Genomic DNA, 24,208 nt, shown 5'->3' with positions numbered 1-24,208 from the left:
TTCCCTCCGTTATCCCTATCTATATTCAAGCTACCTCTTATCTAGTAAAAGCTGCTGGCACTCCACCGTCGATTGTCAGCATACAACCCGTAGTTTTCTCTGACTTGGAAGAAGCAAAAAAAGCAACGCCTTCGGCAATATCACGTGGATAAATATTAACTAGCAGCGTCGTGCGTTTACGGTAATGCTCCTCTAATTGATCCGGCTCAATCCCGTAAGCAGCCGCCCGTTCATTACGCCAGTTCGAATTCCAGATGGCTGATCCTTGTAAAATTGCATCGGGCAGAATCGTATTGGCACGGATGCCAAACTCTCCGCCTTCAGCTGCTATGCAGCGGGCCAGATGGGCTTCGAGCGCCTTGGCAGAACTGTAAGCCGAAACGCTTTTTCCTGCAAAAATAGAATTTTTGGAGCCGATGAACACCATGCTACCTCCGATTTTTTGCTCCTTCATCACCTTAAAAGCTTCGCGTGCAACGAGGAAATATCCTGTGCCCAGTACAGAAATATTCAAATTCCACTCTTTCAATGAAGTCTCATCAAACGGACTGGAGGTTGCAAGCCCAGCATTATTAACAATAATATCGACCCCGCCATAAAAAAGTGCTGTCTCCGCATAAGCTGCAGTTACCTGCTCTTCCTCAGTTACGTCCATTTTAACGGCGAATGCACGATTTTCACCATACTTAGCGTTAATCTCTTCTGCTACTTTTTGTGCACCCTCCAGATTGAGGTCTGCCAATACAACATGCGCTCCTTCTGATACTAAACGACGAGCCGTCTCACTCCCAATTCCCCCGGCACCACCTGTAATAAAGGCAACTTTACGGGAGAACTCCGCTTCTGCCGGAGCCAGTGATAATTTATATAATTCCAGGGGCCAATATTCCACATTGTACGATTCATTCTCACTAAGAGAGACGAAATCTCCCAGCGCAGTAGCTCCGCGCATAACAGCAATCGCCCGGTGATACAAGGCTCCGCTGATCTTAGCATTGCTCCAGCTTTTACCTGTGTTGATCATGCCCACGCCAGGGATCAGGATCACACGTGGCGCAGCCTCGAACATTACATCGCCTTCATGTTCATTACGGTTGAAGTACGCTTTGTACTGCTCCTTATATTCGCTAATCGCTTCGCTCAGCTTCGCCTTCAAGCCATCGATATCATTGGCATTCGGCTCCCACGCAACAAAAAGCGGCTTCATTTTGGTATGTACCAAATGATCTGGACAAGCTGCGCCTACACCGGATAACTTCTCCGAGTCAGCCCCTCCTACAAAACGCAGCACATCCTCCGCATCGTCGAAGGTCAAAATCATTTTACGCTCATCACTGACCGCGCCTCTGATCAGTGGCATCACTGCCGCTGCTACAGCCCGCCGCTCTGCTTCCGGAAGTGCTTCCGATTTGCCGCCGCCAAATAGGTTCTGATCTTCAATTCTTTCTTCAATATAACTTTCCGCTTCGTTAATTATGGAGATTGTTTTGGCATAACAAGATTCAGGTGTATCCCCCCAAGTCACGAGCCCGTGTTTCTCCATCAGCACTAATTCAGCTTTCGGGTTTGCGAGCACACCTTCGGCAATCATTTTGGATAAAGTGAACCCTGGACGGATGTATGGCACCCATACGAAACGATCCCCATAAATCTCACGGGCAATTGCCTTACCGTTATGAGCGCAGCATAAGCTGATAATGGCATCTGGATGCGTATGATCCACATGTTTGAAAGGTAAAAATGCATGCAGCAACGTTTCGATAGAAGCACGCGGATGTTTAGGATCAATCATACAATTTGCGAGATAAGCTACCATCTCTTCATCAGGCATTTCATCACGTTCAAATAACGGGGCAATATCCTGAAGCCTTAGTCCGGTAAAATTGCCTGCTTTCATCGTAGCGAGGTCAGAGCCGCTGCCCTTCACCCACATTACTTCTACCTCGCGCCCGCGAAAATCCAATTCTATCGTTTTGCTGGAGGTATTCCCTCCGCCAAAGTTACAGACTCTGCGATCTTCGCCCAGCAGATTAGAGCGGAACACTAATGCATCCAATCCCCCGTTTAATTTCGTTTCCCGAGATGAATCCCATAAGTTTTGTACCATTTGTGAATACCTCCGTTTTTGAATGTTTGTTTTTTTGTTTATTTTTGTTTGTTTTGATTTTAAACTATTTGTTTATGTTTGAATAGAGCGCTTTCAACAAAATTTTAAATTATTTTCACATTTTAGACGAATCTCTATTGGATGAACTACAATAACATCGCGAATAACAAAAAAGAGCTGCCTCTTGGCAACTCCTCCCCTATTGTTCACACCAGCTTAAAGGGTGATCCAGTAGTTACATTTTTCATTCTCAATACCATGTAGTATTCCTTTGTTCGCTTCAATAACCTTTCTCGAAAATATATTGTCCGGCTCACAAGTTAGCATGACCTTATCAATCCCCATGTCCGCAGCTTTTTTTAACAGCTCTGCCAAAAAAATCGTGCCATAACCCTTTCCTCTTTCACTGGGTCTGATACTGTAACCGATGTGTCCACCTGACTTCCTCAATTGATCATTTAAGGAATGTCTTAGTTTTCCGACACCAACGGGATAAGAGTCAATCAGTAACCAGTAGTTGGTTTGTCCTACATACTGTGGCGGAAGATTAACCCCTCGTGAAAGTGCTATCCGATCCTGTATGAAATCAGGAAATTGACTGTAAGCCAGATCAAATCCGTTATTGACGAATCCATTCTCCCCCGGACCTATCTCCACAATCAGCTCAAAAATATCGCGTCCATCTGAAATACTAGCTTCCTTTAGCTCAACGAGCATAATCATCCCCACCTAGAACGTTATTAATAACTTCCCTATCAAAAATTTACCGCAAAAGAGACCGGCATGCATTATTTAATTGTACATTCTACAACTAAAATGAACTTCAATGCTCACGCCTAATGTATTAAGTGTACTTTGTGCAATTAAATTCGCCCAATTTAGCTAAATCAGCTAATTACGAGAGATATAGTTGTACAAAGTACATCTATATCACCGAAGTGAGAGTAAAGTAGCAATTTAGTTGTATGAAATACACTTATCTGGCTCCTTGTGACTACTAGGTGATCAAGCAACAGGTATCTAAACTAATCTATCTAATCTATCTAATCTAATCTAATCTAATCTAATCTAATCTAATCTAATCTTTTCCCCATCTTCTAACCTCTCTGCCCCCTCTTTTCACAGGAATGTTTCTATTTCTCGCTCCTCCTTCCGCACTCTCGTAGTATACTTATTGGAATAAGATACAGATGTTGTATTTTTCACTAAGGAGGTTTGTGATGGTAAATAGCTTTAAAAATGCCAAGGTGCAAGATCGAGTGTGGCAATCCTACCAACAGCTAGTTGATCAGTGGCTTATTCCTCTTGAAGAGCTCGATCTCCCAACCACATATGGGCTGACGCATTGTATCCTTACCGGGCAAAAGAGTAATCCCCCCTTATTTCTATTTCATGGATAACTCGGCGGTCATGTGGCTCCTTAACATTGAGGAATTATCGCGGCATTTTTACTGCATCGCTATTGATACTCTGGGCGGACCCGGAAAAAGCATTCCTAATGCGTACTTTAATAAACAAAAGTTTGAGCAGGTGGAATGGATTAATGAAATAGTCAAACATCTAAGCATAGACGTCTTTAATATTGCAGGGGTGTCAAATGGCGCCTATATTGCTTTTAATTATGCGACCAAGCAACCGGACAAAGTGAACCGTGTGATTTGTTTAGAAGGCGGAATGGTCACCACACCAATCAAAGCCATGCTGCAAACGCTAATGATGATGTTCCCAGAGATTCTGATTCCCACGGATCGCAATTTACTCAAAGTGCTGAAGAAGTTAAGTGCGCCTGACTCCCCTTTATTTGACGATCACCCAGAAGTAGCTGCTCATTTAATCCTTTAAATGCGAGCTCATAATCAGCAAGCTATGTTTGTTCATAAGCTTCAAAAATACGATAAAAACGCCGCTGTTGCCGTCAGAGATAAGCTCTATTTTTTAGTAGGAGAACACGCGTTAAAACAATCAAAGGATTTCATAGATATTTTAGAGGATGGAAAGTTTCATTACCAAGTCATCCCCCATGCGGGACACGGCATTAATCATGAACAACCGGATAGAGTCAACACTGAAATTATCAATTTTCTGACCGGCGATCACGATAAATCACTTGCATCCTTATGAAAGCGTTACTATTATGAAGGTTATTACTCATACTTACTCTATTAAAGGAGAGGTTACCCATCAGATACGGAACTCTAGCCCACACATTTGGCTGCCTGCCGCTCAAGTCGTTAACTGCAACCCTTCAGAATTATGATATCGATTTTGTTCAGCTTGCATTATCCAAAGCCATTCAGGACATCGACACTTCTACCGGTAAACTAAGTCCAGGTCTTGCCAGCTATATTGGCGAACAATTTGACAAAGCAGGAATACGCATCGGTGTTTTGGGCTGTTACATCAACCCTGTTCATCCGGATCCTGTCATCCGAAGAGCTGAGATCAATCGTTTTAAAGAGCATCTTCGTTATGCCCGCCAATTCGGCGCACCTATGGTGGCAACAGAGACAGGCGCTCTGACTACTTTTCAAGCACAAGATCCGGTCCATTACGAGGCTATCGGCTGGGATACGTTAAGGGCAACTGTAGAAGAACTTGCAGAGGAAGCTGAAAAATGGGGGGTTTTTATAGGACTAGAGGGGGTCTGCACACATACACTTTCTACACCAGACAAGATGCGGCGCATCTTAGATGAAGTCCCATCAAGCTGTATAGGTGTTGTATTGGACCCTTGTAATTTTATTGGCACGGCTGCGCATTTGCAGGATCAAATTGTCGATGATTCCTTCAGATTATTCGGCGACCGCATCATTCTGGCGCATTTAAAAGATATCTATCAAGATGGTGAACAAGCATACCACGGAAAAGCAGGCAGCGGATTATTCCATACCGAAGCTTTCCTGCGCAAACTCCAAGAATATAAGCCAATGATCGATGTGTCATTAGAAGATATCAAGGATCTGGAGGTTAATGATACCGTTGCTTTACTGAAGAAGCTTACTCCGATAACACAATAAAAACCCACTTCTGAGGATAGGTGTTAGCAGCAGCTGCGCATCTATCCCCAGCTTTATCTATACTCAAAAATAATGCTTCCAGTTATTGAGCAGATGATCATCCTCTTTCTGCAGCAATTTAGAGGCATATACGATTTGACCTGTATGATAGGAATAATGCTCTGCCGCTCCGATCATAATCTTTTGAATACTCCAAGTATAATTCTCCATTCCAGCCCCCTCAGGGAAACTAATGGTGACCTCCCGTTCTAGATCAGCCTTCGTCAAATTGCCCACAACCAAGCGACTTTCTTCCCTGACCTTCCGCATATACTGCAATAATTCCTGTGATGAATAACCGCCTCTGGTCAAAAATTCATTAGGTCTATCTCTTTCTATTGGCTTATTGCCGATTCCGCTGACCAGATGCTGATATTCGCTGCCCGCAATATGCAGGCATAGGTTACCAATGGCATTCATTTTTGACTTTGGACGAAACCATATCGCTTCGGTCGATAGCTTATTTACAGCTTGCTCCACATACCCCAAGGATTGATCGAGCCTTCTCATACATTCGATAATGATTTCACTCATACTGACCCCTCTTCCTTCTCCTTTTGTTTATAAGCTTGATAAATGGTACTTTTCTATAGGAGCTGAATAAAATAAGAAATAGAACGATTGAATCATATTGTTTCACTATTATAGCTCTAACTTGGAAGGGACGGGATTATCAATGAGATTCACATTCCCTATTCTGACCTTATCTCATGGCGGAGCACAACGTATGCTAGTAGAGCTCACCAATGGGCTGACAGACTTGGGTCATCAGGTCAATCTCCTTTTGCCTGTGGATGGCGCTATTTCTTATGATGTGCGCGCAAACGTAATCCGCTCCTCACATATGAATATTCACGAGCATGACTTTCCTCCCGGAGACGTCATTGTTTCTAATTATTATACAACTGTCCCCATCGCCCAAGCAGCGAGCGAGCAAGGAAAGGGTATTCATGTACGTTTGTCTTTATGTTATGAGCCACCTTTTTTACCCGATAACGGACGCTCCTTCCCCTCCTATCACATCACTGAGCATCTAATCGTTTTATCACGTTGGCAGCAGGAGCTGATCCGTTTAAATCATGGCATCACCGGCAGTATCGTGCCCATTGGCATTAGCTCCTCTTTTAAAAATATGAATATCCGTCACAGTCTTCAAGAGCCTTTAAACATAACAGCTATATTAAGAAAAACAGAACGAGGTTTCTCCTGGCACCGCGAGCAAGATTACCTTATAGAACAGCTGGATTACGTAAAAAGCGAATATCCCGATGTAAATATTAACTTCATCAGTCCGCCTGACGAGTTCAACACCTCAGAAATTCTCCAAAGAATGAAGGCTACTGGCAAATATCGGTTCTTTACGCCAGCAAATGATGAGGAGCTCTGCTATCACTATAACGGCGCGGATATTTTTGTTAGCTCAAGTATTTTTGATACAGGTTCTTTACCGGGACTTGAAGCCATGCGTTGTGGAGCAGCGTTAGTCTGTGTATATTCGGGTGGGAATATGGAATACGCCCATCACAAAAAAAACTGTTTGCTCTCTTATCGATATGAGAACCGGCTCGGTGAAGATGTCATCCGCTTAATACGTAATCCCAACTTAAGAACTAAATTAGCGGAGCAGGGGGAAAGATATTCGCGCAAATGGACTTGGGAAAATAGTGTTAGATTATTTGAACAAGCGATCACAGATTTATTATAAAAATATAAGGAAGCAAGTCTCCGATGGCTGAGATTTGCTTTTTTATTGATCCAAAAGAATCATTGACTAGAGAAATAATACAAGATATTATGTAAGCGTTATCAATTGCAAAATAATGAAACACTTTAGAAAAATCTAAACTAAAAGGAGAAGGAATATGGCGAAAAAAGGTAGGCAAGGTTATCGGTTGTTATTGTTGTCTTTTTTAATGCTTTTTACAACTGTTTTCTCAGCAGGATCGCAAGCTCATGCAGCAACCTGGAATCTGACTGGAGATACTAACGTACACGACCCTTCATATATCAAAGAGGGAAACACACATTGGGTATTCAGCACGGGATCAGGTCTCCAAGTGATGTTTTCAAATGATGGAACAAACTATATTCGCTCCCTTCCGATTTATAACTCGAAACCCTCCTGGTGGAGCTCTTACGTTCCCAATCAAGAAGGGCTAGATGTATGGGCCCCAGAAATTTTCTACTATAACGGTACCTATTACCTCTATTATTCAATCTCCACATTCGGCTCAAGAGTGTCTGCTATTGGTTTAGTAACTACTAAATCGATCTCCGGGGGACAATGGACGGACCAAGGTGTCGTTATCTCGTCTAATGACGCCTCCAATTATAACGCCATTGATCCTAACATTACGGCAGATGCTAACGGAAACCTATGGATGACCTTCGGTTCCTGGAGCAACGGGATTTACATTACCTCCATCAACAAAACAACCATGAAGCCAACGGGCAACTCGTATCGCATTGCGACTAAATCCGGGGGGATTGAAGGCTCCAGCATGGTTTACAATCCAAATACCGGATATTATTATCTATTCGTATCCATTGGCCAATGCTGCTCAGGTGTAAACAGCACCTATAAAATTGCAGTGGGACGCTCAACCAGCGTACTGGGTCCTTTCTATGCGAAGGACGGTACCGATATGAAAAATGGCGGGGCTACGGTCATCGATAGCGGCAACAGTTTTTGGGCGGGTCCTGGTGGACAGGATATATACGGAACCAACGTTATCGTCCGCCATGCTTACAGTGTCGCCGAGAATGGCGCACCCAAATTGTTAATCAGTGATCTCGAATGGGATTCTGCTGGCTGGCCTTACTATAATTAACGTCTAATCGAGGAGTTGCCCCTGAGTCCTACTCTGTGATTTATGGGGCAGTTTCTTTTTACTGATAAACCTTCTACTCTCTCTTTCGATAGATCCCTGGCGAGACACCATAACGCTCCCGAAACACCCTGTGAAAATAGGTGTAACTTCCAAACCCCGTCTCCTCTGCTATACGCTCTAAGGTGTAATTGGTATTGTCCATTAATCTCAGTGCCATCGCAAGCCGGATTTGCCCCGCATATTGCATAATAGAATAACCGAATTGGATCTTGAATAAATGTACGGCCCTTGTCACACTAATTCCAGCATGAGCGGCTACGTCCTTTAGTCTAATCTCTGAAGTAGCATGCTCCTCCACATAACTCTTCATCTTAAGTCCGTGTAGAAGCGAAGCCGAAGATGATGCAGGTGCCTCTTCCATAGCCCGATCTAACAGCAAACATAATGCTTTAAATAGTGCTTCAAGTATTTCAGGGCTACCCCCGTCTAGTCTTCTATTCTCCAGATCAAGCTGTTGCCATATACTTTGCAGCTTACCATCATCCGCAATTCTAACCTTTTTGGGTCGCTCACGCAGGTTCCACCAGTGGTCCACCCATTCCCCTGTACACATTACAAAATAGTCCACACTATGTCCCAGAGGACTTTTCTTTTCACCGATTCTCAGATCATATATATCATAGGGCTTAAATAATAGTAGATCCCCAGGCATTACGGTAGTCATTTCTCCATCAATGAGGACTTCACATTCCCCTTCGGCTTGCAGCCTGATGATATAGGTATCCAACCCACTGCGATATAGTTGCCGAAAAGGCTGAGTATGGCGGATAAATCCACACAGACTAATTTGAACGCTGTTTGTTTCCATCGCATTCGCTCCTCTTTCTATAGTAGTTGATGACCAGATTGTTGAGGTTCTTAGCCATATAGTTTCTTCAAAGTGCAGTGAATCTCCTTCTATAATAAAGACAGAATTCATATGTAGGAGGTTACCAACCATTATGAGTAAAACTATTCGCGTCATTCAAACCGCTAAAGAAACCACGGATCGTTTAACAGAAAAGGACCCTCTGATTTTCCTTCCCGATACGTCAGGAGTCGAATCAGAGCTAATCAATATCTATGATGATCTGGAGTATCAAGAAATTGAAGGCTTTGGTGGAGCCCTTACGGAGTCCTCTGCCGTTACTATCGCTAAACTTAGTGCAGCTAAACAAAAAGAAATCATCGACGCTTATTTTCATCCTGAGCACGGCATTGGATACACCCTTTGCCGCTCACATATCCAAAGCTGCGACTTCTCACTAGGCAACTATGCTTATGTAGAGGAAGGCGATGCGGAGCTACGTTCATTCGATATTTCCAGAGATCACGAATCGATTATCCCCCTCATAAAAAATGCTGCCGCAGCAGTAGGTGAAGATTTCCGTCTGTTCTCTTCCCCATGGAGTCCTCCAGCGTTCATGAAGACAAACGGCCAAATGAACGGAGGCGGAGCTCTTAAGCCTGAATATCGTGAGGCTTGGGCTAACATGTTCGTTAAATATATTGAGGCGTACGCTGCAGAAGGGATTGATATCTGGGCTGTCAGTGTTCAGAATGAAGCCAAAGCTGTACAAAGATGGGATTCCTGCCTGTATACCGCTGAAGAAGAAAAGGATTTTGTGCGTGACTACTTGGGACCTGCTCTGGAACAAGCGGGCTTGGGCCATGTAAAAGTTATGATCTGGGATCATAACAAAGAACGGGTGTATGACCGTGCTAAGGTTGCTTTTGAAGATCAAGCAGCGTCCAAATACATATGGGGAATCTGCTTCCACTGGTATTCCGGTGATCACTTCGAAGCCCTCTCTGCTGTACATGATCGTTTCCCTGATAAAAAGCTGTTCTTCAGCGAAGGCTGCCAAGAAGGTGGCGTTCATCTCGGCTCATGGAACACCGGTGAACGTTACGGACATGATATCATCGGCAATCTGAACAACTGGATGTCGAGCTGGACAGACTGGAACATTGTCTTGGATGAGCAAGGTGGACCTAATCATGTAGGAAATTACTGCGACGCTCCAATTATCGGAGATACCAAAAACGATGAAATTACTTTTGAGAGCTCATTCTATTACATCGGGCACTTCAGTAAATATATTCGTCCGGGTGCTAAACGCATTGGTTTCTCCAAATATACAGATAAGCTTGAAACAACAGCTTTCCGCAACCCTGATGGCACTATTGCTGTTATCGTTATGAACCGCACAGAGCAAGAGCTTCCATTCACCCTGCGCTTCCATGACGAACTGGCTGAGAACATGATTCCGGCTCATGCCATTCAAACACTGCTAATTAAGTAGCAGCGGTTCATTCCTAATAAAAAAGAGGTTCTCTTTATGCCAGCGCACAGAGAGAACCTCCTTTTTATTAAATTAAATGAAATAGTGCTTAAAGTCTTGCCGATAGTATTTCACATAACGCTCCATACAGTGTATGTTCAAGATCCAACGAGGCAAGAGAAGCCAGGGCCGCCATCGGCGTTACTGCTGCTTTGACTACATGGTAAATTTGCTCTTTCAATTGGAAAAGAATTTGCGCACGGTTCAGAAGGCTGAACACCTCATCATCTACCGAATTCACCGCAATCCGGGCATCTGTGAACGTTACCTCCAAGGAATGCTCTACCGCTTGATCCGAAGTCATGATCGTAAGCGTATGTGTAGCCTCATCATAGTCCATGTTTGCTTCGATTTCTGTGCCGCCAGCGAATACCTGTACCTTCGTATCAGCAAAACCGACAAAGGACAGCTTCCATGATCGCCGCTCAGGCACAACCTTTGTATTTCCCTGAGCAGAGAGAATCTTGAAGCTGGCTCTATCCCCCATTTCCAGGATCATTTCTGTATCACACCATTGATCGTCCTGATCCTCCGCAGTATCGCCCTCATCCTCCCAGAGATGAAAATGACCCCTTCCTCCCGCAAATACACGGACCTCCATATGCCCCGGATTATCCACTGAAGAGGTATATTGCGTCAGATCTGCCATAGGCACGATAGCACCCGCTTTAGCTAATACAGGGATATTCTCAAGATTGCGATAAAGAGAAAGCTTTCTGCCACCGTCGTACACTCTTCCGTTAAAAAAATCTATCCAAACCCCTTCAGGTAACCAAGCCTTAAATTCGGCAACGCCTACCTTTGGATTGACCGGCTGTGTAATCGGACAGGCAATAAGTTCCGTTCCAAAATAATATTCATTGGGCACTTCATAGGCTTCATTCGACAACGCATGATGATAATACATCGGTCGGATTAGCGGAAGACTTTCGCGGCTGGCGTAGCGATTCATGGTGTACAGATAGGGAAGTAAACTATGCCGCAAGCGCAGGCAATCCTTCATCACATCCTCCGCAATCTTATTGAATCGCCATGGCTCCTTGCTGTTAAAGGCACTAGCAGAACTATGTAACCGCAGAATAGGCGAAAACACACCGAATTGCACCCAGCGCATTGCTAACTCATCGTCTAAATAACCATTCATATGGCCCCCGATATCATGGCTCCACCAACCATATCCCACATTAGCGGCGTTGGCTGTGAAGTAAGGCTGGAAATCCAGCGACTCCCAAGTGACAATGGTATCTCCAGAGAAGCCCACAGGATAACGATGGCTGCCAAGACCTGCATAACGGGAGAAAGTAATCTGCCGGTTGCCTCGCCGGCCGCTATCCAGATAGTGATAATGGTTCAGCATCCAGAGCGGATCTAGTCCCGGTACTTTAGTCACTCCACCCTGCTGCCAATCAATCCACCAGAAGTCCACACCTTCATTCTCTAGCGGATGATGCAGAAACTTAAAGTATGCCCGCAAAAAATTCGGATCCGTGATATCAAATTCCACAGCATCCCCTTTTTCCGGGTCCATACCCATCTCTGCAGCAATGGCCAGATAAGGATCTTCAAAGGCCCGTACACCGTCTGCTGGATGTACGTTGAGCGTTACTCGAAGGCCTTTTTCATGCAGCCATGCCAAAAATCTTTGAGGCTCCGGAAACAATTCCCGGTTCCAGGTATAACCCGTCCAACCACTGCCGTACTGCGGATCAATATCGACAAGATGCCAATCCATATCTATAACAGCGACGGAAAACGGAATTCGCTCGAGTTCAAACCGCTCCATTAACGCTTTGTATTCTTCTTCTGAATATCGGTAATAACGGCTCCACCAGTTGCCAAGGGCATAACGTGGCAATAGGGGCGTACGACCGCAAAGGTGATAGAAATCCTTCAAGCAGTGCAAATAATCATGACCGTATCCAAAAAAATAAACATCGAGGCCAGCCAACGCCCGTAGCTCTACCCGTCCATCCTCTTCCAGTACTAGGGAGGTGCTATCATCAACTAACGTATACCCCCTACGTGAAAGTAGTCCGTGCTCCAGCGGAATCGCACCATCTGCATTATCCAGTGTACGTGCTGTTCCTCCCAAATCTTGGACTGTATCTCCATAATTCCAGACACTCATTAGGTGACCCGCTTCGTTTCTCACCCGAACACTGAGACCATGCCGGGAGAAAGGCTGCTTGTCATAAGTTAAATGCAGGCGCTCCGTAATCAACTCAAGTTTATTCCCCAGATCAATTACACGGAACTCTGGAACCGGAAAATTGCGATTCACAACGGTCTGTGACGCCCGATCTTCGAAATAACCTTTCTCACTATATTCCATCCGGATAAGCTCCGGAGTTAAGACAGTGAACCGATAGCACTCCCCCTGAATAATCGCGTCAGCATTACTGTTTGGTTCAGAATGCAGCTTTAATTGGGCCGCCAAAGGGGTTGGCTCTTTCATCGTATTTCCCATCAAGTAAAAACCTCATTTCTTGTTATTCAACGCCCATATAACGGCTGAAAGCATCTGTCCGAATTTTCACCATCTTTTCGAGGCCCATCCCCCGCAGCTGCTTCACATAGTCATCCCACTGCTCGTCAATATCACCTGAGATTATAAATTGAGCACGCATTGTATTGACGTAACTGTCAATATCGGTGGTCAAGGTCGGCAGCTCCTGAAACTCTTCTGCAGTGTACATTACGTTGGGGAAAGGTGGTGTTGTGTAGTCACTTCCCAGCTTATCGAGTTGTAGCTTCAGCCCATCTCCGGTTTTAGGATTTAGAAAGATGGTCTTTTCAAAAGCTGGGCTTACATATTTCGGCCCGAAATCCCGGAGTGACTGTTCCCAATACCAAGCATCCGCACTGGTGCCGGTTGGAGGGTCCATCAATGTATACGTACCATTGTCATTTTTCTTAATCACCGTTCCAATGGCACCCCAGAAATTCTGAATGCTGGCTTCATTGGTATAGAACTGATCCGCCCAGCGTGCAGCAATTTCTGGATACTTGCAGGATGTGGTGATCAACAGCTCGTTGCGTTCCAGATTCATCCCATATGGGTTCCCAACGGTGTAGCGCTTCCCGTCTGGTCCAGCAATTGGCGGAATGGTCACATATTGATCACTCCATTTGCCAAACATAGCGTCTGGAGTCCACTGATAAGAGAAGCCTACGATTGGGGCATCCGGATTTAGAAACTTTGCCGATCTCATCGTTTCGTCTTGAGTGAATACCTCTTTATCAAGTAATCCATCTTTAAACAACTTACTCTCCCATTTGAGCCCTTCTTTGTACTCCTCTGAAATCGGGTAATAAACCGCATTTCCGTCCTTGACCACCATGAAGTTATTATTCAAATCTGCAATACCGAAGGGACTGATCAGATCATTACTTAATTCGATAAAAGGAATCTCATCCTGTTTTCCGTTTCCATTCGGATCTTGTTCTTTGAATGCTTTTAGCACGTTATAAAGCTCGTCTATCGTATCCGGTACCTTCAAACCCAATTTGTCCAGCCAGGTTTTATTGATCACAGGCTGACGTGAGCTTTTAGGACGTGAGGGTAATCTTGCAGGCAGCGAGTAGATTTTCCCGTCAGGAAAGGTGCTGATTTTTTTCATTTCCGGTGTTTCTGCCATAGCTGCTTTGAGATTAGGCATGTTGTGCTCAATATAATCATCTAACGGCCGAAATAAGCTTAAATTATTGACGATATCCGCATCTCCGAAGGTCTGACTCCCTAAAATGATATCAGGAAGTGTGCCGCTGGCCAGCATAATAGACTTCCGTTCACTCCAATCATTGGAGGACATCACCTGCCACTCGATTTTGACATTCGTGTTCTTCTCCAAATCCTTGAGCCATTGATTCTCGGTAAAAGACTCTCCCATGCTGACCCACCTGACAGTGAGTACTTTCAGCGTCACAGGCTTTTCCACTATCGGCAATCCTTCTTTGTTAAATTCACCCGGTTCAGGTTCAACAGAATTAATCCCACTGTTCCCTTTACAAGCTGTAAGGCTAGCAAGCAACGTTGTCACTAAAAGAATGACGGTGATTGTTCTATATATCCTGTTTTTTTGTTGCTTTTTCATAACGTTCTTGCTCCCTTACGAATGTTAGTAGAATAGCTGAATGTACTATTCCTTCACTGCACCGATCATAACCCCTTGGTTAAAGTATTTTTGTACAAAGGGGTACACACACATGATCGGAACCGTTGCCACGATAATAACAGAATACCGCATCATATTGGCGAGTCGTAGTGCGATTTGCGCAGCTTCACCGGTTCCCATCCCCGACTGCATCTGATTGGTGATCAGAATATTTCGCAGGATCAGCTGCAAAGGATACATATTAGGATTTTTCAGATAGATCAAGGCATTAAAATATGAATTCCAGTAACCAACGGCGATCCATAGACCCAGCACGGCAATAATCGCCTTCGACAGTGGTAAAACGATCTGTAGAAAATAACGAAGATTTCCACATCCATCGATCTGTGCAGCTTCCCATAAATCTCCCGGAATACTCGACTGAAAAAAGGTGCGGGCAACGATAATGTTAAACACCCCAACGGAGAAAGGCAGTACCATCACCAGAAATGTGTCGTACAGATGGAAATCACGGATCGTTAGAAAAGTCGGAATTAACCCTCCATTAAAAAACATCGTAAAGATGAAAAACAGGGAAAGATATTTTCGTCCCACAAGATCCTTTCTGGACAACGCATAGGCCGCAGAAATATTTACAATTAAACCGATTACCGTCCCTACCACCGTATACATGATGGTATTCCAGTAACCAATCCAAATATTTTCATGACGCAGCAGCTCTTTGTAACCATCGAAGGTGAACCCTTTAGGAAATAACCAAACCTGCCCCCCCGCCACCGCGGAAGGATCACTGAACGAAGCAATGACGATAAAATACAGCGGATAGATCAAGATAATTAGAAAAAGTGCTGATATAACATACATCACTATTTCCATTATAGTATCCGAAGAACGATTCTTCTTTATTTTCCCCACATTCCCTTTAGTAACTGTCTCTAAACCTCCCATTTCAATTCTCCTCCCTTCTACCACAAGCTATTTTCGCTTAGTTTTTTAGAAATCTGATTGACCATGATCAATAAAATAAAATTAATAACGGTGTTAAACAGGTTGATCGCCGAGGAAAAGCTGTATTGACTGCTGAGCAGGCCAATTTTGTAGACATAAGTAGAAAGAATTTCGCTTGAAGTGATGTTCAAGTCATTTTGCATTAAGTATACTTTTTCAAACCCAACCCCAAGCAATCCACCAACCCGCAAAATCAGCAAGGTTATCGCTGTTGGCATCAGCATCGGAATATCGATATAACGAATTTTATGCATCCGGCTTGCTCCGTCTACGGTTGCCGCCTCGTACAAGCTAGGATCAACTGCGGAGAGCGCAGCGATAAAGATAATGCTATCCCAGCCGACATGCTGCCACACATCCGACCAAACATATACACTGCTGAATAATCCAGCGGAGCCAATCAGATCAGGAGCCTCTTTTCCAAAAAGACTATATATATTGCCCAGCAGTCCGGTGCTAGGTGAGAACAAAATCATCATTAAACCCACCATTACTACCGTGGAGATAAAGTGCGGCATATAGGACACCGTCTGGAAAAAACGTCTGAACCGGTTAGGTCTCATCTGGTTAACCATCAGCGCCAGTATAATTGGAATCGGAAAGGTAATCAGACTGTACACACTGATGATCAGTGTATTTTTAATCGTTGATGAAAATTGATAGGAATGAAAGAATTTCTCGAAGTATTTGAATCCAGCCCATGGGCTGCCTCCAATTCCCAACGCCGGGCTATAGTCCTTGAAGGCAATCAGCACCCCGTACATTGGCTTGTACGCGAATAATAACGTCAGAACTACAGCAGGAAAAAGCAATAGATAGAGACCCCAATTTTGTTTGATTTGTCCGAATTTCCGCCCGAAATGAAGTGGACCAGATTTCATGACATCCCCTCCTTATTTAAAATAGAGAATGCTACCCCACAGCTATCCTGTAGGGCAGCACCTTTTTCGAAAGACGAATAGGTTATTTCACGTTCATATAACGGCTGTAAGCATCCGTGCGAATCTTAACTAACTTTTCAAGTCCCATTTTATTAAGCTTACTCACATAAGCATCCCAGCCCTCGTCAATTCCACCTTTGCTAATAAATTGCGCCCGCATAGTATTCACATAGCTGTCGATATCCGTAGTCAAGGTTGGCAGCTCCTCGAACTCCTCAGAAGTGTACATTACGTTAGGGAAAGGTGTGGTTACATATTCACTGCCCAGCTTATCCAGCTGCAGCTTCAGTCCATCTCCACTTTCAGGGTTCAGGACGATTTTCGACTCGAAGGATGGGCTTACATATTTCGGTCCAAAATCACGTAGGGATTGATCCCAATACCAAGCATCTGCGCTGGTTCCAGCTGGTGGATCCATCAATGTATAAGTGCTATCATCGTTTTTCTTAATAACCGTTCCAATCGCGCCCCAGAAATTCTGAATGCTCGCTTCGTCAGTGTAGAACTGATCTGCCCAACGTGCAGCAACCTCAGGATATTTGCAGGATGTGGTGATCAGCAGCTCATTACGGTTAAGATTCATCCCAATCGGATTCCCGATCGTATAACGTTTACCATCTGGTCCGGCAATCGGTGGAATCGTCACATATTGATCGCTCCATTTTCCAAACACGGCGTCTGGAGTCCACTGGTACGTAAAGCCTACAATTGGAGCATCCGGATTCTGGAACTTAGCCGATCTCATCGTATCGTCCTGAGTGAATACCTCTTTATCTAGCAAGCCTTCCACATACAATTTATTTTCCCATTTGAGACCTTCTTTGAACTCCTCCGAAACAGGGAAATATACCGCTTTTTCGTCCTTGATGATCATATTATTGTTATTCAAATCGGCAATTCCGAAAGGACTGATCAAGTCATTACCAATTTCAATAAAAGGAATCTCATCTTGTTTTCCATTCCCGTTCGGATCTTGTTCTTTAAAAGCTTTGAGCACGTTATAAAGCTCATCAATCGTTTCAGGCACCTTCAAGCCCAATTTGTCCAGCCAGGTCTTGTTAATCACAGGCTGACGTGAGCTTTTTGGACGTGCAGGAAGTCTTGTTGGCAGGGAGTAGATTTTCCCGTCAGGAAACGTGCTGATTTTTTTCATTTCTGGGGTTTCTTCCATAGCTGCTTTGAGATTAGGCATATTTTGCTCGATATAATCATCAAGCGGCCGGAAAAAGCTCAGATTATTTACGATATCGGCATCCCCAAAGGTTTGATCTCCCAAGACGATATCCGGAAGCGTGCCACTTGCCAGCATAATCGATTTCTGCTCACCCCAGTCATTGGAGGACATTACTTGCCAATCGATTTTGACATTCGTATTTTTCTCCAGATCCTTCAGCCATTGGTTTTGCGTAAAGGTGTCCCCCATACTCCCCCAACGGACAGTCAGCACTTTAAGTGTCACAGGCTCATTCACAATCGGCAGACCTTCTTTGTTATAGCTGCTTGTTTCATTTGTCGCTGCATTATTCCCGTTATTACCGCCGCAGCCAGCAATTCCAAATACCATCGCAGCCGCCAGCAGACCCACAGTCCATTTCTTTGCAGTTTTTTTCTTACTGTGTTGACTCATCTCTTAATCCCCCATTTCAATTTATCAAAATGCATCTGAATAGCTTTATAATAACTTCTTATTTTTTCGTATTCCGGACACATTAAGACGGTTATCCAGACCTTTGAATTCGCTTACAAAAAATGCAAAAGCTAAATGCTCTGCTTGGGGAGATTTAATAACAGTATCCCGACTTCTGTATGTGCTATCCGGACTTTGAGGGAAATCGATAGCGAGTTCTTATGTTTTTTTCACGCAGAGGTTTTATAATGACTTTATGATCAAAAAAACAGCGAAACACAAAACCTACCCCATTCGCCATTATATAAAAGTCATGATGTTGGTTTCATTCACAGTCCTTATTCTGGATTTAGGAATCAGCATCGCTTCCATTTCCATCGTTAAGCAGCAGTCCACTCGAAACTTGCAGGATACTGCGGCGCTTTACATCAATCGTATTAATCATGATTTTGCCTACATTAATCACTATATGGGCTGGACGCTTGGGAACGATGAGAGCTTACTAACGATGAATACTTACGGGGTCAACAGTATCGAGTTCTTAAAAGCAAATGATAATCTGTTCAAACGCTTTACAGAGCTGCAAAAAAACTACGGGCATGAGTATAACTTCTTCTACTATTTGAAAAATGAGACCTATTTTTTGAATTGCGCACCGATCAGCGTAACCTATACGGATTACAGGGAGCTGAAAAAGAAGATTATTTCTTATATTGATGATAAGGAAATGTATGAGAAGTTTTATTCCAAATGGACGCCTATTCTTGTGAACAACCATTATTATGTAATTAATATCGTGCCCTATTACAATCGCTATTTAATTGGACTGATCTCCGCAGATAATCTGATCCGGCCGCTACGCCAAATTAATCTTGGCGCCAATGGTTATGTTTCTCTAGTAGATGAGAATGAACAGCCTTTAACCAGTCCGATCTCCAATAGCGGAACGTTAATAACGGAAAATGGGGGATTCGCTAATCTTTTGCAATCGCGTACAACCATCAATAGCGCATTCTCAGACACCACCTTCAGCACCAAAATGGTCATTAAATATGGCATATTCGAAAAAATCATGATTGCCCAGCTGCTTATTATGTTATTGTTCTTCATTGTGACCTCCACGTTATGCATTGTTCTGCTCTTTTTCAAAAAAAGAGTGTTAGGTCCGATTCAAAGCTTCTCCGATAACCTTGCTTTCATTAATGAGTCTGGGCAACCCGCAGATTTCAAAAGCAGTGAGATTATAGAGCTGGAACAGGCAAACACTCAGTTTAAAGGCTTGGTTGAACAAATCAAAACCTTTAAAATCGCTATGTACGAGCAGGAACTGGAGAAACAAAGAATACAGCTGGACTATATGAAGCTACAGATTAAACCACACTTTTTCTTAAACTGTCTGACTAGCATCTATAGCATGGCGCAAATTCATATGTATAAAGAAATTGAAAATATGACGTTGTCTACCTCTAAGTATTTCCGTTATATTTTTCAGAATGGCGAGAATTTTGTCCGGTTGGAGGATGAAATCGAGCATGTCCGAACCTACTTGGAGATTCAAAAGCAACGTTATCAGGACGCATTTATTTATTACATCGAACAAGAGGATCAGGCAGGCAGTGTGGAAATTCCACCGTTAGTGCTGCAAACCTTTATCGAAAATTCAATTAAATATGCGATTTCACGCGAACATGAAGCCGAGATCAGGCTTACAGTACAACGATTACAGATGGATCAGGAAGAAGAAATGCTCGTTATCCAGCTCACCGACACCGGTCCCGGTTTTCCATCTCAGGTGTTAGAGAAACTTAATCTTGGAGAGCCTTTGGATCAAAGTAAAGGTACACAAATCGGCATTATGAATACGCTTAAAAGACTAGAGTACCTATATTTAAAAAGAGCAACCGTCAACTTCTCCAATTTGGAGGGCGGCGGCGCTAGTGTAATCTTATATCTTCCGAAGCTTCCTAATAAATCTAAATGAATGGAGAGCAAACTATGAATGTACTGCTTGTTGATGATGACTTTTATGTTATTGCCGCATTGCAAAAGAAAATAGATTGGGAATCACTCCACATTGATACTGTTTATACGGCTAATAATGTCGCTCAAGCACGTGAAATAATAGAGAAGCATTCTGTTCAAATTCTAATTTCAGATATTGAAATGCCGCAGGGCAGCGGACTGGAATTACTGGCATGGATTCGCGAGGAAAATTATAGTATTCAGACTATTCTTCTTACCAATTATGCAGATTTCAACTATGCGCAGAAAGCAATCGAATTGCAGAGCTTTGAATATTTCCTTAAGCCCATTGAATTTGACAAGCTGATGTTGATCATCCAAAAGGCAGTTACCCAAGCAAAAGAGCAGCAGAAAAACGAAAAAGCCATTCAGGGCGGTTATTTTTGGCAAAAAAATCAGGCGAAGATTCTTGAGCATTTTTGGCGGAAGCTAGTTAGTGGCAGCACATCATTTCCGATTAAGCTGGCAGACATCACACATGCCATTGAAGAACAAAACCTTTCCTATCAAATGAGCGATACTCTACAGCCTTTGATCTTTAACTTATTCCCTTACAATGGCAGCATGGGAAAAGAAGAAAAGGATCTGTTTGATTTTGCCCTGCTAAATGTATTGTACGAATTGTTTCAGCACCCTTGTTTTACCATCGAAAGCATTCTGGAATACAAAGATTATAACTGGATCGCCATTTTAAAATGGAACCAGGCACCAGACACGCAACTGCTTGAAGCATTATGTTCTTCTTTTATTCAAAAGGCGAATCCCTATTTAAAATGTGACGTCTGCTGCAATATTGGTTTATACGATAAACTGAGTAATGTAGGGAATGTTCTAAAACAATCCCTGACTATGGATGAAGAAATTACGAGATGTAGAAATCAGACCTTTTTGGTGGAGGCTTATCTGCAGCAAAATAAACCGGGCTATGCACCACCGGATCTTGCCTATTTGGAAGAGCTGCTGAACCAGAATAAATTCACTGCTTTTCTTGAAGAAGTTACACAATATTTAAAGGTCATGCTTAACAATAGAACACTTGAGACCTCTGTCCTTAGCTTGTTCCGTTTAGATGTAGTTCAGCTAGTCTATTCATTTCTCAACCTGAAAGGGATACGATCGCACAAATTATACTCTGGCAAAACTAATGATAAATTATCTATGCACTCTTTGGATTCAATCGAGGATATGGAAGAATATCTTAAATACCTTGTCACTACAGCCATGAAATATCGTGACTTTGCTGCCCAACCTAAGTCCGTTGCAGAAGAAATCAAACAATACATTCATTCACATTACGGCGATGACCTGACCCGAAATGATTTGGCTGAAATTGTTTATCTCAATCCTGATTACCTGGCAAGGATATTCAAACGAGAAACTGGGGTTTCATTAGGAAGCTACGTCATCCACGTTCGAATCGCGGCTGCAAAACATCTATTGGAAACCACAAATATGTCTGTATATACCGTCGCGAACAAAGTCGGCTATAGCAACTACTCCTATTTCTCCAAGCTCTTCAAACAAGAGGTAGGTCTCCCTCCAAACGATTATAAAAAGGAACAACAATACAATCCAGCTTACTAAAATAGGGTAACCCGGCATCTAGTTCATGGATGCTGGGTTACCCTCTTTGGGATATCTTCTGCATATTAATTACTGTCTACCTTTACTCCTACGCTGCTGATAATGCTCCACCTACGAGCTTACTCTTGCGCCCAGTAATCATACGCCACGCCTTTACGCCTACGCTACCGGAGTCATTTACGCCGAGCTTACTTTTACGCTCAGTAATCATGCCACACCTTTACTCCTACGCTACCGGAGTCATTTACGCCGAGCTTACTTTTACGCTCAGTAATCATCCAGTAACCACCCGCCCAAGGTGCTTCCGGACCCAGATGACGCTATTTGCCCATTTATCGCCTTTTGATCACAGTTTCGGACTCCAGTGCAGCTATTCCTGAGATATTGCTCCAAATCGAGTGTGTTTCTGGTCAATAGCGACTATGCGGTCCGTTAGAATTCCAAATGTGGCATAAAGCAGCGTTTAAGGTCAGCTGGGTCCGATAGCTGCTTTGTACGCGGAAATCTGTAGCCAATCAGCGAAGTATGCCGGGGATCTTAGAAAATCCCAACACCACCAGTAACCACCGCCCAAGGTGCTTCCGGACCCAGATGACGCTATTTGCCCATTTATCGCCTTTTGATCACAGTTTCGGACTCCAGTGCAGCTATTCCTGAGATATTGCTCCAAATCGAGTGTGTTTCAGGTCAATAGCGACTATGCGGTCCGTTAGAATTCCAAGTGTGCCATAAAGCAGCGTTTAAGGTCGGCTGAGTCCGATAGCTGCTTTGTACGCGGAAATCTGTAGCCAATCAGCGAAGTATGCCGGGGATCAAGGGGACAGCACAACTCCGCCAGTAACTATCCGCTTCACTCTTGCACATAGTAATCATCCACCGCACCTTTACTCCTACGCTACCGGGAAACTTACACCTCATACCTTACTCTTACATCCAGTAACCATCCAGTAACCACCCGCCCAAGGTGCTTCCGGACCCAGATGACGCTATTTGCCCATTCATCGCCTTTTGAGCACAGTTTCGGTCTCCAGTGCAACTATTCCTGAGATATTGCTCCAAATCGAGTGTGTTTCAGGTCAATAGCGACTATGCGGTCCGTTAGAATTCCAAATGTGGCATAAAGCAGCGTTTAAGGTCAGCTGGGTCCGATAGCTGCTTTGTACGCGGAAATCTGTAGCCAATCAGCGAAGCTTGCCGGGGATCACGGGAAGCTTCCCCACCGCCAGTAATCTTGCAAGCTCCAAAAAACACATAAATACCCCAGCAGTCATAATCAGAACGGCCGGGGCATCTCTTTTACTAAATTAAGCCTGAAGCGCTACATATTTATCACCAAGCCGATTTTTGAAATAGGTGCGATTGTATAACATACTAGGATGGGATGGATAAAAACTCAACGCCGTTTCATTGTGATGATTCGCCTTCTCGTGTTGGCCGAGACGATCATAACAAAGTGCCAATTGAAGATGCGGCAGCCAGGTATAAAAGATCCCATTCTTCATCCCCATCGAATCGTTATCCCGCGGTAGCTGAATCGCTAGCTCATACCAGTATACGGCTGGATGCAACTGGCCTTTATCCAGCAGAAGTGACCCCAGTCGGCAACAAAACTCTGAACGTGGTTTATCATACTGCAAGGTTTTACATAACGCTTCAAATGCACCTTCTTTATCCCCCAGCCGTTCCCGGCATTCGGCAAGCTTTAGGCAAGCCTGAAAATTATCTTCAATCCAGCCCTGTCCACCCGCTAAGAAAATCTCATAGTATTTGCAAGCCTCTTCATTAATAGCATGATCTCTTAATTCATTCGCATAATAATACTGGTCTCTCGGCGAAAATACTTCACCCTGTGCAACACGTTTTTGATAAATCCGCAAATTACGATCTGTGTATTCCTTATCTTTCTCATGTGTGATGCAGACATCACTACTAAAAGAAGGACCACTTACCTCTAAATACTCATGAACAGGCCCGATCCATTGAAAGTTGCAGCTGCGCCGAACCAGCCTGTTGCGGCGTAAACTAGCTGTGACATTTCCCGCTTCGTCAAAAGCCAGATTATATTGCATGTTCACACTGTGAATATGTCCTGGCAGGATTTCTTTTAGTTTTTTTAAAAGAATCTGATCCTCTTCCTTTATATAATCATCCGCATCAAGCCACAAAATGTACTCCTGAGTAGCTTTGCTAAAGGCAAAATTACGTGCGGCACTAAAATTATCAATCCATTCAAAATCATAAATTACAGCTCCGAAGGACAACGCAATCTCTTTTGTTTTATCCGTCGAGCCTGTATCCACGATAACAATTTCATCTACGAGACTTGCAATGGTAGATAAACATCGGTGCAAGCTTTTTTCTTCATTTCGTACTATCATACATAAACTAATCGTAACCATACTCGCCCTCCTACACGCTTTGTTTGAAATTCTTTCTATATTGATATGCAGGGTTTAAGAAACGGACTCCCTCTCTATCCCGCCCGATCATGAAGAACTTCAGAAATATAAAGGTTATGTAAGAAACTTTCCAC

Annotated in this window: 20 protein-coding genes; 9 read left to right on the top strand and 11 right to left on the bottom strand. The window is 43.6% G+C overall.

Going from position 1 to position 24,208, the window contains the following annotated elements:
- Positions 1-37: 37 nt before the first annotated feature.
- Together MKZ09_RS12305 and MKZ09_RS12300 are read right to left on the bottom strand one after the other, a co-directional pair.
- Positions 38-2,107: a bifunctional aldolase/short-chain dehydrogenase gene (locus tag MKZ09_RS12305; protein WP_076208176.1), complete on the bottom strand. Its 2,070-nt coding sequence runs from the start codon at positions 2,105-2,107 to the stop codon at positions 38-40.
- A 216-nt stretch (positions 2,108-2,323) separates the two neighbouring features.
- Positions 2,324-2,824, bottom strand: a complete 501-nt coding sequence (locus MKZ09_RS12300; protein WP_076208179.1) for a GNAT family N-acetyltransferase — start codon at positions 2,822-2,824, stop codon at positions 2,324-2,326.
- 503 nt (positions 2,825-3,327) lie between these two features.
- Between MKZ09_RS12300 and MKZ09_RS12295 the strand changes: the two genes are divergently transcribed.
- The 4 genes from MKZ09_RS12295 to MKZ09_RS12280 are packed head-to-tail and all read left to right on the top strand — an operon-like array spanning position 3,328 to position 5,124.
- Positions 3,328-3,507: a hypothetical protein gene (locus MKZ09_RS12295; RefSeq protein WP_256719313.1), complete on the top strand. Its 180-nt coding sequence runs from the start codon at positions 3,328-3,330 to the stop codon at positions 3,505-3,507.
- 10 nt (positions 3,508-3,517) lie between these two features.
- The gene (locus tag MKZ09_RS12290) at positions 3,518-3,949 is read left to right on the top strand and encodes an alpha/beta fold hydrolase (RefSeq protein WP_341040844.1); all 432 of its coding nucleotides are present in this window, start codon (positions 3,518-3,520) and stop codon (positions 3,947-3,949) included.
- Between the two features lie 24 nt (positions 3,950-3,973).
- Positions 3,974-4,228: a hypothetical protein gene (locus MKZ09_RS12285; protein WP_341040843.1), complete on the top strand. Its 255-nt coding sequence runs from the start codon at positions 3,974-3,976 to the stop codon at positions 4,226-4,228.
- A gap of 29 nt (positions 4,229-4,257) precedes the next feature.
- Complete coding sequence (locus tag MKZ09_RS12280; protein ID WP_341041863.1) at positions 4,258-5,124, top strand: sugar phosphate isomerase/epimerase family protein; 867 nt, start codon at positions 4,258-4,260, stop codon at positions 5,122-5,124.
- A gap of 63 nt (positions 5,125-5,187) precedes the next feature.
- On the opposite strand, the gene MKZ09_RS12275 is transcribed toward MKZ09_RS12280, so the two are convergent.
- Positions 5,188-5,697, bottom strand: coding sequence for a DinB family protein (locus MKZ09_RS12275; protein WP_076138869.1), 510 nt, complete (start codon positions 5,695-5,697; stop codon positions 5,188-5,190).
- Between the two features lie 142 nt (positions 5,698-5,839).
- Here MKZ09_RS12275 and MKZ09_RS12270 point away from each other — a divergent pair, with 142 nt between their 5' ends.
- Entirely contained in the window at positions 5,840-6,868 is a 1,029-nt protein-coding gene (locus tag MKZ09_RS12270; protein WP_076208184.1) for a glycosyltransferase family 4 protein, read from the top strand.
- Between the two features lie 157 nt (positions 6,869-7,025).
- Entirely contained in the window at positions 7,026-7,994 is a 969-nt protein-coding gene (locus tag MKZ09_RS12265; RefSeq protein WP_076138871.1) for a glycoside hydrolase family 43 protein, read from the top strand.
- 73 nt (positions 7,995-8,067) lie between these two features.
- Here the strand turns inward: MKZ09_RS12265 and MKZ09_RS12260 are convergent, their stop codons facing one another.
- Positions 8,068-8,862, bottom strand: a complete 795-nt coding sequence (locus tag MKZ09_RS12260) for an AraC family transcriptional regulator (protein WP_076138872.1) — start codon at positions 8,860-8,862, stop codon at positions 8,068-8,070.
- A gap of 133 nt (positions 8,863-8,995) precedes the next feature.
- Here MKZ09_RS12260 and MKZ09_RS12255 point away from each other — a divergent pair, with 133 nt between their 5' ends.
- On the top strand, positions 8,996-10,339 hold the full coding sequence (locus MKZ09_RS12255) for a glycoside hydrolase family 30 protein (protein WP_076138873.1): 1,344 nt from the start codon (positions 8,996-8,998) through the stop codon (positions 10,337-10,339).
- Positions 10,340-10,427: 88 nt separating this feature from the next.
- Here the strand turns inward: MKZ09_RS12255 and MKZ09_RS12250 are convergent, their stop codons facing one another.
- The 5 genes from MKZ09_RS12250 to MKZ09_RS12230 form a co-directional block, all read right to left on the bottom strand.
- Complete coding sequence (locus MKZ09_RS12250) at positions 10,428-12,845, bottom strand: TIM-barrel domain-containing protein (protein ID WP_256719316.1); 2,418 nt, start codon at positions 12,843-12,845, stop codon at positions 10,428-10,430.
- A 22-nt stretch (positions 12,846-12,867) separates the two neighbouring features.
- Positions 12,868-14,472 (bottom strand): extracellular solute-binding protein, encoded by a 1,605-nt coding sequence (locus tag MKZ09_RS12245; RefSeq protein WP_076208187.1) that lies wholly within the window; start codon positions 14,470-14,472, stop codon positions 12,868-12,870.
- 45 nt (positions 14,473-14,517) lie between these two features.
- The gene (locus MKZ09_RS12240; RefSeq protein WP_076138875.1) at positions 14,518-15,441 is read right to left on the bottom strand and encodes a carbohydrate ABC transporter permease; all 924 of its coding nucleotides are present in this window, start codon (positions 15,439-15,441) and stop codon (positions 14,518-14,520) included.
- 17 nt (positions 15,442-15,458) lie between these two features.
- Positions 15,459-16,382 (bottom strand): ABC transporter permease, encoded by a 924-nt coding sequence (locus MKZ09_RS12235; RefSeq protein ID WP_036689753.1) that lies wholly within the window; start codon positions 16,380-16,382, stop codon positions 15,459-15,461.
- Positions 16,383-16,464: 82 nt separating this feature from the next.
- Positions 16,465-18,069 (bottom strand): extracellular solute-binding protein, encoded by a 1,605-nt coding sequence (locus tag MKZ09_RS12230; protein WP_076208190.1) that lies wholly within the window; start codon positions 18,067-18,069, stop codon positions 16,465-16,467.
- Positions 18,070-18,325: 256 nt separating this feature from the next.
- Here MKZ09_RS12230 and MKZ09_RS12225 point away from each other — a divergent pair, with 256 nt between their 5' ends.
- Together MKZ09_RS12225 and MKZ09_RS12220 are read left to right on the top strand one after the other, a co-directional pair.
- Positions 18,326-20,050, top strand: a complete 1,725-nt coding sequence (locus tag MKZ09_RS12225; protein ID WP_076208193.1) for a cache domain-containing sensor histidine kinase — start codon at positions 18,326-18,328, stop codon at positions 20,048-20,050.
- Between the two features lie 14 nt (positions 20,051-20,064).
- Positions 20,065-21,675 (top strand): response regulator transcription factor, encoded by a 1,611-nt coding sequence (locus MKZ09_RS12220; RefSeq protein ID WP_076208195.1) that lies wholly within the window; start codon positions 20,065-20,067, stop codon positions 21,673-21,675.
- Positions 21,676-21,763: 88 nt separating this feature from the next.
- On the opposite strand, the gene MKZ09_RS12215 is transcribed toward MKZ09_RS12220, so the two are convergent.
- Entirely contained in the window at positions 21,764-21,886 is a 123-nt protein-coding gene (locus MKZ09_RS12215; RefSeq protein WP_256719317.1) for a hypothetical protein, read from the bottom strand.
- Between the two features lie 1,093 nt (positions 21,887-22,979).
- A complete protein-coding gene (locus MKZ09_RS12210; protein WP_076204443.1) occupies positions 22,980-24,074 on the bottom strand; it encodes a glycosyltransferase in 1,095 nt (364 codons plus the stop codon).
- Positions 24,075-24,208: the final 134 nt, after the last annotated feature.

This window comes from Paenibacillus sp. FSL R5-0908 (genome assembly GCF_038006245.1).
Classification (GTDB): Bacteria; Bacillota; Bacilli; order Paenibacillales; family Paenibacillaceae; genus Paenibacillus_AQ; species Paenibacillus_AQ odorifer.
The sequence above is the reverse complement of the archived record's forward strand: the minus strand, read 5'-3'. Positions and strand labels throughout refer to the sequence as shown.